Origin of the sequence: Acinetobacter bereziniae LMG 1003 = CIP 70.12, from assembly GCF_000368925.1 — a bacterium.
In the GTDB taxonomy this organism is placed as follows: Bacteria; Pseudomonadota; Gammaproteobacteria; order Pseudomonadales; family Moraxellaceae; genus Acinetobacter; species Acinetobacter bereziniae.
In genome coordinates, this window is sequence record NZ_KB849756.1 from 1,334,921 (window position 1) to 1,350,253 (window position 15,333).

18 protein-coding genes and 1 pseudogene are annotated in these 15,333 nt (G+C 36.7%); 8 read left to right on the plus strand and 11 right to left on the minus strand.

Translation table 11 applies throughout. The features are described from left to right. Positions 1-269: 269 nt before the first annotated feature. Positions 270-680, minus strand: coding sequence for a hypothetical protein (locus tag F938_RS16090; protein WP_005033453.1), 411 nt, complete (start codon positions 678-680; stop codon positions 270-272). 247 nt (positions 681-927) lie between these two features. Here F938_RS16090 and rplM point away from each other — a divergent pair, with 247 nt between their 5' ends. Together rplM and rpsI are read left to right on the plus strand one after the other, a co-directional pair. Then, entirely contained in the window at positions 928-1,356 is a 429-nt protein-coding gene (gene rplM, locus F938_RS16095) for a 50S ribosomal protein L13 (RefSeq protein WP_004829852.1), read from the plus strand. A 12-nt stretch (positions 1,357-1,368) separates the two neighbouring features. Beyond that, complete coding sequence (gene rpsI, locus F938_RS16100) at positions 1,369-1,755, plus strand: 30S ribosomal protein S9 (RefSeq protein ID WP_004829853.1); 387 nt, start codon at positions 1,369-1,371, stop codon at positions 1,753-1,755. 187 nt (positions 1,756-1,942) lie between these two features. On the opposite strand, the pseudogene F938_RS16105 reads toward rpsI, so the two are convergent. Further along, positions 1,943-2,260: pseudogene (locus F938_RS16105) on the minus strand (hypothetical protein); the annotation flags it as partial. A 169-nt stretch (positions 2,261-2,429) separates the two neighbouring features. Between F938_RS16105 and F938_RS16110 the strand changes: the two are divergent. From F938_RS16110 to F938_RS16135, 6 genes are all read left to right on the plus strand, one after another. Then, entirely contained in the window at positions 2,430-3,083 is a 654-nt protein-coding gene (locus F938_RS16110; protein ID WP_004829857.1) for a glutathione S-transferase N-terminal domain-containing protein, read from the plus strand. 26 nt (positions 3,084-3,109) lie between these two features. After that, on the plus strand, positions 3,110-3,550 hold the full coding sequence (locus tag F938_RS16115; protein WP_004829860.1) for a ClpXP protease specificity-enhancing factor: 441 nt from the start codon (positions 3,110-3,112) through the stop codon (positions 3,548-3,550). 15 nt (positions 3,551-3,565) lie between these two features. After that, positions 3,566-4,225, plus strand: a complete 660-nt coding sequence (locus F938_RS16120; RefSeq protein ID WP_005033456.1) for a hypothetical protein — start codon at positions 3,566-3,568, stop codon at positions 4,223-4,225. Positions 4,226-4,682: 457 nt separating this feature from the next. Further along, positions 4,683-5,651: a hypothetical protein gene (locus tag F938_RS16125; protein WP_005033459.1), complete on the plus strand. Its 969-nt coding sequence runs from the start codon at positions 4,683-4,685 to the stop codon at positions 5,649-5,651. 14 nt (positions 5,652-5,665) lie between these two features. Continuing rightward, complete coding sequence (locus F938_RS16130; RefSeq protein ID WP_004829865.1) at positions 5,666-6,199, plus strand: GTP-binding protein; 534 nt, start codon at positions 5,666-5,668, stop codon at positions 6,197-6,199. 17 nt (positions 6,200-6,216) lie between these two features. Beyond that, positions 6,217-6,630 (plus strand): roadblock/LC7 domain-containing protein, encoded by a 414-nt coding sequence (locus tag F938_RS16135; RefSeq protein WP_004829867.1) that lies wholly within the window; start codon positions 6,217-6,219, stop codon positions 6,628-6,630. Positions 6,631-6,674: 44 nt separating this feature from the next. Here the strand turns inward: F938_RS16135 and F938_RS16140 are convergent, their stop codons facing one another. The 9 genes from F938_RS16140 to acnD form a co-directional block, all read right to left on the minus strand. Then, positions 6,675-7,523, minus strand: a complete 849-nt coding sequence (locus F938_RS16140) for a GGDEF domain-containing protein (protein WP_005033462.1) — start codon at positions 7,521-7,523, stop codon at positions 6,675-6,677. 611 nt (positions 7,524-8,134) lie between these two features. Next, positions 8,135-8,827 carry a DUF1003 domain-containing protein gene (locus F938_RS16145; RefSeq protein ID WP_005033464.1) on the minus strand — a complete coding sequence of 231 codons (693 nt, stop codon included), beginning with the start codon at positions 8,825-8,827 and terminating at the stop codon, positions 8,135-8,137. Positions 8,828-9,438: 611 nt separating this feature from the next. Then, the gene (locus F938_RS16150; RefSeq protein ID WP_227565957.1) at positions 9,439-9,891 is read right to left on the minus strand and encodes a hypothetical protein; all 453 of its coding nucleotides are present in this window, start codon (positions 9,889-9,891) and stop codon (positions 9,439-9,441) included. A gap of 245 nt (positions 9,892-10,136) precedes the next feature. Beyond that, a complete protein-coding gene (locus tag F938_RS16155; RefSeq protein WP_004829873.1) occupies positions 10,137-10,586 on the minus strand; it encodes a hypothetical protein in 450 nt (149 codons plus the stop codon). 369 nt (positions 10,587-10,955) lie between these two features. Beyond that, positions 10,956-11,168 carry a hypothetical protein gene (locus F938_RS16160; RefSeq protein WP_005033469.1) on the minus strand — a complete coding sequence of 71 codons (213 nt, stop codon included), beginning with the start codon at positions 11,166-11,168 and terminating at the stop codon, positions 10,956-10,958. 190 nt (positions 11,169-11,358) lie between these two features. Further along, positions 11,359-11,937, minus strand: a complete 579-nt coding sequence (locus F938_RS16165; protein ID WP_026040285.1) for a DUF4126 domain-containing protein — start codon at positions 11,935-11,937, stop codon at positions 11,359-11,361. A 121-nt stretch (positions 11,938-12,058) separates the two neighbouring features. Next, on the minus strand, positions 12,059-12,202 hold the full coding sequence (locus F938_RS23940; RefSeq protein WP_004829882.1) for a zinc ribbon-containing protein: 144 nt from the start codon (positions 12,200-12,202) through the stop codon (positions 12,059-12,061). Between the two features lie 170 nt (positions 12,203-12,372). Next, positions 12,373-12,519 carry a hypothetical protein gene (locus F938_RS24525; protein ID WP_005033471.1) on the minus strand — a complete coding sequence of 49 codons (147 nt, stop codon included), beginning with the start codon at positions 12,517-12,519 and terminating at the stop codon, positions 12,373-12,375. Positions 12,520-12,688: 169 nt separating this feature from the next. Continuing rightward, positions 12,689-15,295 carry a Fe/S-dependent 2-methylisocitrate dehydratase AcnD gene (gene acnD, locus F938_RS16170; protein ID WP_005033476.1) on the minus strand — a complete coding sequence of 869 codons (2,607 nt, stop codon included), beginning with the start codon at positions 15,293-15,295 and terminating at the stop codon, positions 12,689-12,691. Positions 15,296-15,333 lie beyond the last annotated feature (38 nt).

Sequence of the window (15,333 nt, forward strand, 5' to 3'; positions counted from 1 at the left end):
ACTAACAGTCTTTAACGCTTGTGTATAAATCCCATACAAATGCTGAAAAAACGGATAAAAGTTAACATTTGAGTGCAAAAATAAATGCTATTGATTCAATTATCCGAATAAAAAACGATTTATTCCAATCTATTAAAACTGACTTAACTCACTTAAACATCACTTAACTTTTCCACTTATTTTGATACTTAATTAAATTTTTAAAAAAAATATTGATCAATCCTGCCATTGATACACACGGGTATTTCAAAATCCAAAAGTCGGTTTGATTATTGCTCAAATTCTGCATTCTCACAGCTATTCAGGTCAATGTGTTGATCAAAAATAATTCTAACGTGATGATCGGGTTCAACTTTTCCGTACACAGTATATTCCACAGCTTGATGATCTCGACGATTTTTCAACTCAATTACCACATCTATTTCTTGACCGATCTCAATATTTTGTGTTTGAACCAATATTCCAACAGGCTCACAAGGAAAAGCATCATCGATTTCCTGAGTAAAATCAGCAGTCATCCACTTCACATCGAGAATCGTATCTAATTCCTCATGCTGTTTTTCTGGAGGTTTAGCCAACACATGCGCTTTATCTTGCCAAACGGTCTGAGCAGAACTTCGGATAAAATTCCCGGCTCCCCACAGGAGTAATAGCAATATTATTGAACTTATTATTTTCATTTTGCCTTGTGTTTTTCTTGATTTAAGTGCTAATTATTGATCAATTTCTTTATAATTCCAATCACAAAATATACTTCAGTATTCAAGGTATAAAGAAGCTTTGCTTTTTTTAACAACACTCAATATAATAATGCGCTTGAAATTCAATATTTCGATTGTGAATCTATCTCATTTCAGCTAGAATTTGCTCTCCTTTTTGTTTGGACAGATTCCATAGTCCAAACCAACTATAATAGGTAGTGGTTTAATGAAAACTCTCAGCGCTAAGCCTGCTGAAGTTCAACACGACTGGTACGTTGTTGATGCTTCTGGCAAAACTTTAGGTCGCCTTGCGACTGAAATCGCTCGTCGTTTACGCGGTAAACACAAAACTTCTTATACGCCTCACGTTGACACTGGTGACTACATCGTTGTGATCAATGCAGAGCAAGTTCAAGTGACTGGTAACAAATCACTTGATAAGAAATACTATCGCCACACTGGTTTCCCTGGTGGTATTCGTGAAACTAATTTCGAAAAATTAGTTGCTCACAAACCAGAAGAAATCTTCGAACGTGCTGTAAAAGGCATGTTGCCAAAAGGTCCTCTTGGTTATGCAATGATCAAGAAAATGAAAGTGTACGCTGGTACTGAGCATCCTCATACTGCTCAACAGCCACAAGTTTTGGACATCTAAGGGATACAGCACATGGCTACTAACTATGGTACAGGTCGCCGTAAGACCGCAACTGCACGTGTTTTCCTATCAGCTGGTACTGGTAAACTCGTAATCAATAATCGTACTCTTGAACAGTACTTCGGTCGTGAAACTGCTCGTATGGTTGTTCGTCAACCGCTTGAGCTTTTAGACGTAACTGAAAAGTATGACCTTTACATCACTGTTGCTGGTGGTGGTATCGGTGGTCAAGCTGGCGCTATCCGTCACGGTATTACTCGTGCGTTGATCGCTTCTGACGAAACTTTAAAACCTGCTCTTCGTCAAGCTGGTTTCGTTACTCGTGATGCTCGTGAAGTTGAACGTAAGAAACTTGGTTTACGTAAAGCACGTAAACGTCCTCAATTCTCTAAACGTTAATTCGTTTACCGAATCGGACAAAAAACCTCGGCATTTGCCGAGGTTTTTTTATGGATTAAAACTATTCGAAGTTTCAAAGTTATTTTGTTTTATCTCGTTTAGAACAGTCCATGACAGCATCGGCAATCCCGTCGGCATATTTTGATTCTGTGATCGTACAGCCATTTTCCTGATAAGTTCGAGTTTCCTTAGAAAACTTATGGTCTTTCGGAATTGGTGCATCACATGGCTTATTGGTCTTTACATTGACCATTTTTACAGGTCCATCATTGTAAATCGTGACCTTACAACCCTTAACAACATACTCCTGTTCGATTCCACCGTACCTTTCATCCTCTGAAACAGCAGATGCAACATCACAAGCATCATCAGCACGACATGCGGCTTCTTCGTCACTAGCCACAGTAGCTTCAGCTCCGGCAGCTTCCATAGCTTCAGCAGCCGCTTCCTGCACTTGAGCATCTACAATTTGTTTCTTTGCATATGTATTTGAAAGATTCATCATAAGAAAAACAGCAAGAAGCAACTTACTGCTATTATTTATTAAATTCATGAATGACCCAGACCTTATATTGATTTAAATTCAGCGCATACCGTAAGCTTATTAAAGTTAAGGTGATTTTATTGCCTATTTTTAGTATCCTAGTCTATTCATTTTTTCTAGTTTTTGGAATATGTCAGTCGAAAATGCGCCTCAACAAGGGATTACGTTGTATAGCCACGAGGATGACTTTCGTTCACATTGGATCAGATTTCTGCTTGCAGAAAAGCAAATTAAACACACTTTAATAATCGTTGAAGAAGATGATGAAGACTTAGCAAGCCTTAATCCATACAATCAACTGCCAATGTTGATTGAAAACGATTTGAAATTGTTTAAAACCCATATCATTTCTGAATACCTAGATGACCGTTATCGGCAAAATAAACTGTATGCCGATGCACCTGCCCCACGCGCAGAACAAAGACAGTATATTTGGCGTTTTGAGCAAGATTGGTTTAAGCTTGCAGACACCATGCTCCGCCACCCAGATACGCTCAACGCAGCAGAAAAGAAAAAAGCTCAGCAACAACTGAAAGATACTTTAGTATCTTTAACACCACTTTTTCAGCACTATCCGTATTTTATGTCTGATAACTTTACAATTTTAGATTGTATGTTAGCCCCAATTTTCGTACGGTTAAAACATATGGGAATTGAGCTGCCTAAACAGCAATGCCGTCCAATTTTACTATATTGCCAACGGATTTTTAGCCGACCCGCTTTTTTGAAGTCGATGACCTTTCAAGAAAAAAGCCGATATAGTGAACTTTTGGCAAAACCCTAGATCGCAAAACAATAGAGTATTTTCTAATGTCTGAACCAGAATTGAACTTAACCCCGACTCGACCATACCTTGCACGTGCAATATATGAATGGATTTGCGATAACAATTTAACCCCTTATCTACTTGTTGATGCGACGCAACCTTATACCGATGTTCCGCAACAATTTGTACAAGATGGGCAAATTGTTCTTAATCTGGCACCACATTCAGTTCATATGTTAAATATGAGTAACGATGCAATTACTTTCTCTGCGCGTTTTAGTGGCGCATCGAAAGATCTTTATATCCCAATGAATGCGGTATTAGGACTGTATGCGCGTGAAAATGGACAAGGTTTATTCTTTGATCCTGACGAATATGCCAATGTGCAAATCGAAGAAGATGCTTTAAAATCAAACAAAAGCGATGAAACAGAAATCACGACTGATGCGCCAAAGAAAAAATCGAGCTTACGCATTTTAGAATAGAACAAGGAGAACTGAATGGCTTTTGATCTCGTACAATACTTTGCTGAGCAGATAAAGATTCAAAAGCCTCAGCTATTATCACAACTACAAGCTGTTGAACGAACTGCACATATTGAAGAAATCAATGCGCTCACTTTAGGTAAAATTATTAGCCTGTGGCGTAAGGATGATGATGCACTTTATCAGGAGATTCTTTCGCAAGATCATCTATATAGTCAAGAAATTGCACGGCATCTCACCACATCACCACAGAACAAATCTGATTTAGAGCAAACAATACTTGAATCAGCAACAACTGAAATCCTTGAACTACAATTTGCTGAATTAAAACAGTTAGACACTGCAGGAAGTTTGGGAAAAAGAGGTTTAAGAGAACTGGTGATTGGGCAAATTGAACATTTATCTGGTCAAGCAAAAGATTGGGTTTGGTCAACAAATGAACTAACCGAACTGATTGGCTCTCAACCTACAGTGCAAGAAGAGATATCATTAGATGAAACCATGAAGGAGTTTAATCAAATGGTCAATGTTCAAACTACAGATACGCATGCAGACCACCCAGAAGTTACTGTTGTTGAAACAGTTCAACCAACTTGGGCAAAAGTTGCTGAACCTGTAGTCGCACTTGTTGTGCTCTATATTCTTTTTGAAGCTGTCAGCAAAGTTTTTGCTTAAATGTTACTGATAATCTAAATTTATTAAAAGCGATCTAAATGATCGCTTTTTTTCATGCAAAAAATATTTAAGTTTATTTAATTATTACAAGTGATAAATATCACAATAATAAAATTATAAATGATTAAATATGCACAATAATAATCAAAATCCTAAAAATTTTTAAGTTAATCTTCTATTGGTGAAAATCATTTAAAAAAATCTTCGGGTTTAAGATAGATTTTCAATAATAACTAGTGTTAAGTTAAAGCGATGAAATTCTCTAAACTTTAAATAAAATTAACAATTTACAAAGGAGGATAAAACCGAAATAAATAAAACGACTAAATGCTATACATTTAAACATTAAAAAAATGTTTTAACTGGAAAAAGAATAAATCTAGCGTTAATTTAAACACATGATGACTGTTAAAATGTATTACACACTTTAATCTTTTAATCTCAGATAAGTGATATTATGAACAATCAATGTATCAATATCGCAATTTCAGGCTTAGGTTTAACCACCTCAGATGATCTTAAAATCAGGCTGCGAAAAATTTTACCAACCCATATTGGTATAAATTGGACAAGTGTTTCAGATCAAAATATCAACTGTATTTTGATCAATGAGCAGTTTTTTGAAAATGATAATATTCAAAATATTATTCAAAATAAAAATATTCCTTATTTAAAAATATCAAAACACAGTGAACATACAGAAAGTGCTCAAGATAACTTACTTTGCATCCCAATTTATGATGAATGTACGCTTAAAGATTGGGTCAATGTCAAATTACTTCAGCAAGCAGATTCACCTGTAACCAGTTTAGATCTGTCTATAGACGACACTGAAACTCAACTTGAAATTAAAGAAATTGATTTCTTTGCTGATCTCTATACACAGGACAGCCGCAAAGTCATTCTCAGTGATCATTTAGGAACTATTGCCATTATAGACCACCATGCACATTTGGCTTGGCTTGAGGCGACACGTGATGAGTATCAGACAGACCTTTCAATACATTATGCAGCAGCACTCACCTCCGACTTTATTAAGGTTTCACGTAAACGCCAGTTCAACTTAGAAGACTGGTTATTTAATTTGATTTGGAAAAATCCACAACTCATTACTGTACCTGCGGCTGACAAATATTATCGTTTGAAGTTTTGGGTTCAACCCAATCAACTCGATAAGAAACTATTATTACAACTCACCGCTTGCTTTATCTATGGTGCACAAATTCAACATGTTGCAGATAAACTCAATATTCCTGTTGCAACTGTTCAGCATTTTGTAGCAGCCAATCTAGCCATTCATAATGCGGAGGTCATTTCAGCAAAAGACAGCCAGTTCGACAAAACACAGAGCGAAGAACAACACACTGAAAATAAAGGAATCTTAAAAAGCTTTTTTAACAAATTAAAGAGTAAATTTAAGTTTTAAGGGATAGATACGCGATGATTATTCAAAAATACAAAATTGTTTTTGCAGGTTCGATGGGGGCAGGAAAAACCGAAGCGATTAAATCGCTCTCAGAGGTTCCTGTATTGGCAACAGAAGCCTTTAATACGGATGAACATAGCCACAAAAAACTCAATACCACAGTAGGAATCGACTATGGAGAAGTCACACTTGATGATGGCAATAAAGTTGGGCTTTATGGAACACCTGGTCAAGGGCGTTTCGACTTTATGTGGGGAGTGATTTGTAAAGGGGCTATTGGCACAATCCTATTGATTGACCATAGTTTACAGACACCTTTGGAAGAGTTGGACTATTACATCAACACCTTTAAACAATACGGCGACAACATTGTAATTGGTATCACCCATATCGATGATGATTTGGCTAAACCGACTCACCAATATCGACAATGGTTGTTAGAACGGCAACTCAACTTTCCTGTTTTCTTTATCGATGCACGAAAGAAAGCAGATGTACTGTTGCTCTTAGAAACATTGATTACAGCATTGGAAATTAAATACTTATAACCAATCAAGAGGTGCGTATGAATTTACCAGAGCAACGGGCAGCACCAGAAGCATTGGTTGCATTTGCTAAACAACAAATCCAAGAAGTACTCAACCATGTCAATCATATTGAATTCATTATGATTTGTTCAAGTGATGGTTTTGAGTTAGCTTCTGTGAGTAAACGCTATCAATTTCACTCCAGTAAACTAGCAGCGGTGAGTAGTTCCATTTTAGCGATGGTCAGTGCATTTTTATCTGAAATTAATTTGATTGGCTGTCAAAGTATTACTTTAGATGCTGAGAATGGCAAAGCCGTATTAACAGCTGTACCATGCACCAAGCATCCTATGCTCATCGTCACATTAAGCAGTAAAGAGGTACTACTCGGACAATTGCTTTATCACTTAAAAGAAGCCAGCCAAGCCATTATCCAACAAGATCAATCATAGAAAGAGGGCTCACCCATCTTGGTTAAACTGTTCGGTAATTCCTGTTAAGGTTTCGCATCAATAGTGGTTTGCGATTTACCATGTACTTTAGACTGATACATCAATAGATCTGCCTGATGAGTAGCCTCGTCAATATTTTCAGGTAATTCATCATAAGTACGAATCCCCATACTAAAATCAATACCGAACTGCTGTTTTAATCCACTTAACAAAAAGCTTTTTCTTAAACGTTTTTCGTAGTCTTCAATGGCGTTTAGATCAATATCTTGTAAGATCACAATAAATTCATCACCGCCCATACGCGCAACGACATCAGAATGGCGTGTGGTCGATTTTAACACCTGCGCAAACTCGACTAGGACATCATCCCCTTTACTGTGCCCGTAAGTATCATTTACAGTTTTGAAGCCATCTAAATCAATTAGACCAACAGCAAATGTTTGTTCTGTTTTACCATGTCTCTTTTTTAATGCCTGATAGGCTAAATTAAACGCCCGTGTATTATTCAATGAGGTTAAGGGATCTTTCATCGCCATAAGCGTCATTTCATTTAAATTGATTTTTATTCTACGTAATAAAATCGCTACAACACTAAAGAAACCCAGTCGCACACAAGCATTCCAGAAAGGAATAATCGAATTGGTGTACTCATGCCCTGCACTATAATCGGCATATAACCATGTGAGTCCAGATAAAATTACGGCAATGATGACAACATACTTATGGTCATACCATGCGGCAATCGAAACTGGAATTAAATAAAAAACAGCAAAAGAATATTCATAGCCCGTTGAGAGATCAATGATTCCTAAAACTATAATGATCAAAAGTAAAGTAATACGCCGAACAACAATGGAACTCATAAATAAATACGTTTCCAACTGTTTAATCATATGATCACAATCCTTTGTGTTATTATTTCATTATCGTATAGATTAATTAAAAAATCTAGCAAAGCAAAAACTCAAAAAATAATCAATAAGCCAATGTTTTAAATAGATTTAACATAATTTTTTAAAAAAAAACAGAGACTGTTTACTTAGCTGTAGTTAAAATAGTAATAAAGGTAAAGTGATATATAGGAGGATAAATACTGTTATAAAATAGAAATCTTTGGGTGTTAGGGAAAACAACTGATGGTTTACTTCAACGCATTAAAACTAGATAAGTTTTAACTCTATTGCCTATAAACTTTTGGTTTATAGCGTCCTAAGCCGAATCAAGACCTTGTGGGTAAGTACTACACGCACGTTGTACGTTACTGGTAGCAATCTACTCTTTTCGATCCCTGATCACCCTTGCAAACCATAATACCCAAAGCTGTTCAGGATTATTTTCCTAAGATGAGGTCTTTTCAGCTGAATATAAAAAAATTTCCCGTCAAAGTACGAGATTAAAGAATTTTTAAATGGTTTTATATTTAATTCTATTTTTTTCTCAGTCTCAGTATGAAAAAAATAGAAATCCTTTCTGTTCAGCTCTCACATACATCAATGACGCTAAACTATTTTTTCTTATTCATTTCTGACAACAAGTCCAATTGAATTTCCTGAATTTTTGCCAATTTATCCCATTGGTGCATCAACAAATGGTCTATTTTTTCATGTAAATGTCGAATTTCAAGTTCAGCTTTTAAATTGACTTGATAATCATTTTGCGAACGTAGACGATCTTTAGCTTCTTGACGATTTTGACTCATCATAATAATGGGGGCTTGCACAGCCGCCAAGCAAGATAAAATAAGATTAAGTAAAATAAAAGGATAAGGGTCTGCAGGCTGTTTGACCATTACCACAGTATTCACAATAATCCAGATTGCCAAGAACAAGCTAAAACAAATTAGAAAAGCCCAACTTCCTCCAAAAGTTGCAATCTTATCTGCTAAGCGTTCTCCCAAAGTCCAGTTTTCGTCGAGTTGATTTTCAGTATTCTTGGTGATTAGTTCGTGCTGTTGCATACTGTTGAGCACTTCATAAGCTAAGCTTGATACTTCGCCTTGTTCAGATTGCAATAGATATTGCATACGGTACTTGGTTAAATCAGCTCTACAAATATAATCTTGTACAGACCAGTCTGGGAAATCGCGTGCAATTTCTTCTGTAATCACTTTGCGAATGGTACCCATTGGAACCACTTCACGATGGGAAAAACTCTTTTTACACACAAAGCAAATATGATTCTCAAGTTTTTCGTTCATAACGCTACTCTTATCGTGGTTCTTTTTAATCCCTGATTAAGACCAAGCATAGAATATATTTGAGTGGCTTTGTGTATGAAGAGTATCTTGGTTAGATGTTTTTTTCTGATATAAGAAATAAAGTTCAATAGATTTATTTGATGAAATACTTTTAGGTAAATATTTTTATTGAATTTTTTGGATGAGCGGGAAAACAACTGTGGTTTACTTCAACTATTAAAACTTTGTAAGTTTTAACCCTATTGCCTATAAACTTTTGATCTATAGCGTCCTAAGCCGAATCGAGACCTTGTGGGTAAGTACTACACGCACGTTATACGCAACTGGTAGCAATCTGCTCTTTTCGATCCCTTACATCCTTGAAAACAATATTAATCAAATTGCTTCGGGATTATTTTCCTAAGATAGATTGATTTTTGTCTTTTTCAGGAAATTTTTTCTTTAAAACAATCAATATAAAAAAAATTTCCTAACTCAGTTAATTAAATGATTTTTTATTGCATAAAATAGAGAAAAAATGCAAATTTAATTTCTAAATTTGCACCCCCCAACACAGCAACATTACTTTTTTAGTTATATGTAAACATGCTTTCAGTTGAATACTGATTTTCTTAATGAGCTTGTTTAACTTGAGTGAAAATGTCTTCTAAAGCGACTCTATCTTGATTTAAGAACGCTGTTAAACTCGTCTTAATCTGCTCAAGTGTACTCTGCTTGATGGCAAATAGCGCTTTATTTTTACGTGTCATTAATCCGAATAACTCACGCTGCGGAATAATCAACGTAATATTACTTTCTACCTTAAACTCGAAATCTTCTGTTTTAGCATAAGCATTCAGCGTTATGGTCAAAAATTCATTGGATATAGGATGGATCACCTTAAACATCGTACTGAGACCCTCTAATTGCAATTGTAAAACGCGTTGGCGTCGCCAACTGATGCTTTCAAATTTCGTCAGTACTTCTGCAATCTCAAGATTGCTAAACCGCTCCATATCATGCTCACTGGTGTGATTTGGATACTGAATGTGAATTTCAAAATTGCTCATTACTCTAAAACGCATACACTTAAAATCTTTTTGTAGTGTAACAATACTCTTCAAAAAACATAGAGAACCAGATCATACTTTTAAAACTAAGTTATTTATTTTTAAATGTAAATTGTGAAAAAATTCACTTTTTTTATTTTTTACATGCACCAAGTTTATTTTACTCATTGGTCTATTATTTAAGTATTTGCATTTAGAGCAATTGAAAAAAATCAGGAAGCTTTGACTTCCTGATTTTTGTAGATTTCGTAAATCTAAAATTAGGCTAAACGATGTTCTTGCAACATTTTTTTGTGCATCAATTGTCTATACTGTTCTGTCATTGCATCAATTTGCCCATTTAAAAACAGACTAAGTTGTTCTGAAACCTGTGTTTGATTCAAATTCTTATACACCACATCGTATTTCTTTTTGCGTGTTAAGAATCCTAAAAACTCCTTACTTTCTACAGTCAATTGAATATTACTGTCAATTTGGAAGACAGGCTCAGCTTTACTCGATTGCGTATTTAACTGTATATGCAAATATAATTCTGTTTCTGTATCTTGTACTGCAAATGAGATATCTGAATCAGCAGCTTGAAGTTGAGTCAAAAATAAACGACGCCAGTTAATCGCATAAAATTTTGCCCGAATCTGTTCTATATCTTCAGCTTCAAATGATTCTACTGCTTGCGCAGGCAAACTGATTTCGACATCGAACTTTCTCATTGTTCTCACCTATCCATGTGATGTTGATATTATGATTAATTAATAGCATTTATATCGTTGTTTTAAAACAGCTATTATCATTATTTTTTTAAATTGATTATTTTCAATACAACATGGATCACAACAATTCATCTAAAATTTGAAGCAGTCCATAAAATGTTGTTTGAACTAAAAATGAATATCTAATATTTAAATACCCCTTCTAATTTGAGGATAATAAATCTCAAGCAAACACCTATTTTAAAGGCCTTCTCCTTTCCTATCATCGTATTAAATGATGAGTCTACATCATATTTTTATAGCGAAATCAAAGCATCCATGCGGCAGTTGTGTAATGCTCCAACATGGATGTAGAATTTATTTCAAATTCTAAGCCTCTGAACAACAGTGTATACAAACTTTAATTTTTTCTCTTGGCCAATTCATCTTTGCCCTCTTTAAAGCCAAATCACTGGTCGCAAAAAATCCTAAGAGATTTTGCTGAGTGATATGGGGTAAATAATTACAACCTTGAGTAGCATTATGTACTTCATACACCCCATTGGCTTGCGGATTTTGATTGATAATAAATTTGTCCATCATAAAGTTTCCCCCTATTTATTCGTAAAATAAACGAATAAACCCATAATTAAATTATGCCTTTATTAATTCCATAATAAAAATATGCCTTTATTGTATAAAAATCAATCTTTTTATTTTTTGTTCTTATTGATTTTCCACAATCAATCTAAGTATTTAATTTTTATAAGTCTTTTAATTATCATGTTTATCTTTAAACGGTTGAATGATTTGTACTTTCTTGTCTTTTTCTTTTAATCCAACGGATGGCAATAACCACCAAGAGAATTCCAACAATCACCACCAAAACGGGGACAATGAGCGATAATATTGAAACAACAATTGCTCCGATCCATTCGCCTGTAGACACGACAGGATTTGCGATACCACCTGTGGTTGCTGTGGATAATCCCCGAACTGCAACTGTTCCCATTTGTACTGCTGTTGCTGTTCCTCCACCTACAATAATTGCAGCCGCCCAACTGGCAAACTGTGACATTTCACCACTACTCACCGCCATGGTGGTCAGTGTTCCTGCCACCATTGCCGCAGGTGTAGCAATGGTATCTAAGGCATTGTCTACCCAAGGAATATAATACGCACCAATCTCACAGACAGTTGCAACAGCCAAGCCTATACACACAGAGGGTATTGCTAACCACTCAAAACCTTTCATTGGTTCAAACCATCCCATCAATGATGCAATGCTCATCACCAAGAGTGGAACAAATACACGAAAACCGCAGGCTGCGCTTAAACCTACGCCTATACATAAGCTAAGAAGTGTTTCGATCATGATATTTCTGCCTGTATTTTCATTATATTTTTAAACTTTTTATTAAATTAACAAAAAAGCCCTATTGGATGATAGGGCTTTTTCTTAAAACTGCGAGTAGCTGTTTTGTTGGTGCTGCTTAGGCATTCTTGTTGTTGAATTGATTGCCAAGGCATTTGGTACACGGAGGTAAACGATCTGTACCAATTTCTAAGTAAACGCGATGTCCACATTGGACACAAAAATAGAAGCCTGTTCCAGGTTTTTGACCAGCAGTAACCATTTTTGTTCTCCATAGGTTTTAGAAATGGTGAATAAAGTATAGCCAAATTTTAATGTATGTCTACTGTCTATTTTAAAAAATGATGGTGTCATTTTTGCAAGAAATGATTTCAAAAAGTAATACGATTTTTCTTATTAACGACTTTCCATAAATTAGAATCCACAAATTAATTAAATTGTTTCTCTTTCTTGAGGTGGTTCATCAGTTCTATCTTCCTCATAAAAATCATCTGGCATTTGTGACAATACATTAAAAAAATGTTCAACTATCATTGATTTATATGGATTTTCAGGATCATTTTCTGTGAATAAAATCATTTTCCTTCCTAAAAATAAATATCCTACTTAACAGTAGGATATTTTTTAAACCTTATCAATGACTTCATTCTTTAATCTCCCCACATACAAAGTAATACTCACTTTTGAAATACTGAAAACTCCCTCCTTTTTCGAAGGAGGGTTTTGAGGATTAAGAAATGTAATTAAATCAAGCCACTTGACCTTCCAAGAAATCCTGTGCAAAGCGTTGTAAAACACCACCCGCCTCATACACATGTACTTCTTCTTCAGTATCCAGACGACAAGTTACAGGAACTTCAATGATTTCACTCTTACCGTCAGCCGTTGCACGCTCAATCACCAAAGTTAAATCTGTACGTGGTGCAATATTACCGATCACACTATAAAGCTCAGTACCATCAAGCTTTAAAGTTTTACGATCTGTACCTGCTTTAAACTCAAGTGGTAAAACACCCATACCCACAAGATTGGTACGGTGAATACGCTCAAAACCTTCAGCAACAATCGCTTCAACCCCAGCAAGACGAACACCTTTTGCAGCCCAGTCACGGCTTGAGCCTTGACCATAATCTTTACCTGCAATGATGATCAGTGGTTGCTTACGATTCATATAAGTCTCAATCGCTTCCCACATACGCATCACTTCGCCTTCAGGTTCAACACGTGCTTTAGAACCCTGTTTAATCGTACCGTCAGAACGAACCACCATTTCATTAAACAATTTTGGATTGGCAAATGTTGCACGTTGCGCGGTCAAATGATCACCACGATGCGTTGCATAAGAGTTAAAATCTTCTTCAGGTACACCCATTTTATGCAGGTACTCACCCGCAGCAGAATCCATCATGATCGCATTCGATGGCGATAAATGATCCGTGGTAATGTTGTCAGGTAAAATTGCCAGTGGGCGCATATTCGATAGTGTTCGTGGCGCAGCAAGCGCACCTTCCCAATATGGTGGGCGACGAATATAAGTACTTTGCGGACGCCAATCATATAGTGGACTTTCAGACTTTTCAGCCACACCTAAGTCGAACATTGGAATGTAGACTTTGCGGAACTGCTCAGGTTTTACTGACTCTTTCACTAAAGCATCGATTTCAGCATCCGATGGCCAAATGTCTTTTAAATAAATTGGATTGCCATCTTGATCATTCCCCAATGCATCGGTTTCGATATCAAAACGAATTGTCCCTGCAATTGCATAAGCCACAACCAATGGTGGTGAAGCCAAGAATGCTTGTTTAGCATAAGGGTGAATACGACCATCAAAGTTACGGTTACCAGAAAGTACCGCAGTCGCATATAAATCACGATCGATAATTTCTTGCTGAATCTTTGGATCTAAAGCACCTGACATACCATTACAGGTCGTACATGCATACGCCACGATCCCAAAGCCCAGTTTCTCTAAATCATCCATTACACCTGCTTCTTCAAGGTATAAAGCTGCTGCTTTAGAGCCTGGTGCAAATGATGATTTCACCCATGGTTTACGTGTTAAACCCAATTCATTTGCTTTACGTGCCAATAAACCTGCGGCAACCGTATTACGTGGATTAGAAGTATTGGTACAAGACGTAATCGCAGCAATAATGATTGCACCATCTGGCATTAAGCCATCAGTACGGTTTTCAACAACACCTGCAATCCCTTTTTCTTTGAGGTCTGCTGTAGATACACGGGCATGTGGGTTCGATGGACCTGCAATATTACGTGTTACAGTAGAAAGATCAAAACGCAGTACACGTGGATATTCCGCTTGTTTCATATCCGATGCCCAAAGACCGATTTCTTTAGCATAGGTTTCAACCAATTTGATTTGATCCGCTTCACGACCTGTCAGCGTTAAATAATCAATAGTGTTCTGGTCAATGTAGAACATTGCCGCAGTTGCACCATACTCAGGCGTCATGTTCGAAATCGTTGCACGATCTCCAACTGACATGCTGTCCGCACCTTCACCAAAAAATTCTAAATAGGCACCAACCACACGTTCTTTACGCAAAAATTCTGTTAACGCTAAAACGATATCTGTTGCTGTAATGCCTGCTTTGCGTTGCCCGACCAGCTCTACACCAATAATGTCAGGTAAACGCATCCAAGATGCGCGACCAAGCATGACATTTTCTGCTTCCAAACCACCAACACCTACAGAAATTACGCCGAGTGCATCGGTATGCGGTGTATGTGAATCGGTACCGACACAAGTATCAGGAAAAGCAAGACCTTCACGATTTTGAATAACTGGAGACATTTTCTCCAAGTTGATTTGATGCATGATGCCGTTACCTGCTGGGATAACATCGACATTTTCAAACGCAGTTTTGGTCCACTCGATAAAGTGAAAACGGTCTTCGTTACGACGGTCCTCTATAGCGCGGTTTTTCTCAAAAGCATCTGGGTCAAAACCACCGTATTCCACTGCCAAAGAGTGGTCAACAATCAACTGAGTTGGAACGACAGGATTCACTTTTGCTGGATCACCACCTTGGTCTGCAATCGCATCACGTAAACCGGCAAGGTCTACCAATGCTGTTTGTCCAAGAATGTCATGACACACGACACGTGCGGGATACCATGGAAAATCGTGATCTTGCTTACGATGGATTAATTCTTTGAGTGACTGTTCGAGAATGGCTGGATCACAACGGCGTACCAATTGTTCAGCCAATACTTTTGATGTGTATGGAAGTTTTGCATATGCGCCTTGCTGGATGTCTTCTACGGCTTGACGCACATCGAAGTATTCGAGCTGGGTACCTTGCAGGGGTTTACGATAATTTTTATTCATTGCGTTTGTGCCTCTTGCATCGTTTTGTACTGCGTGTC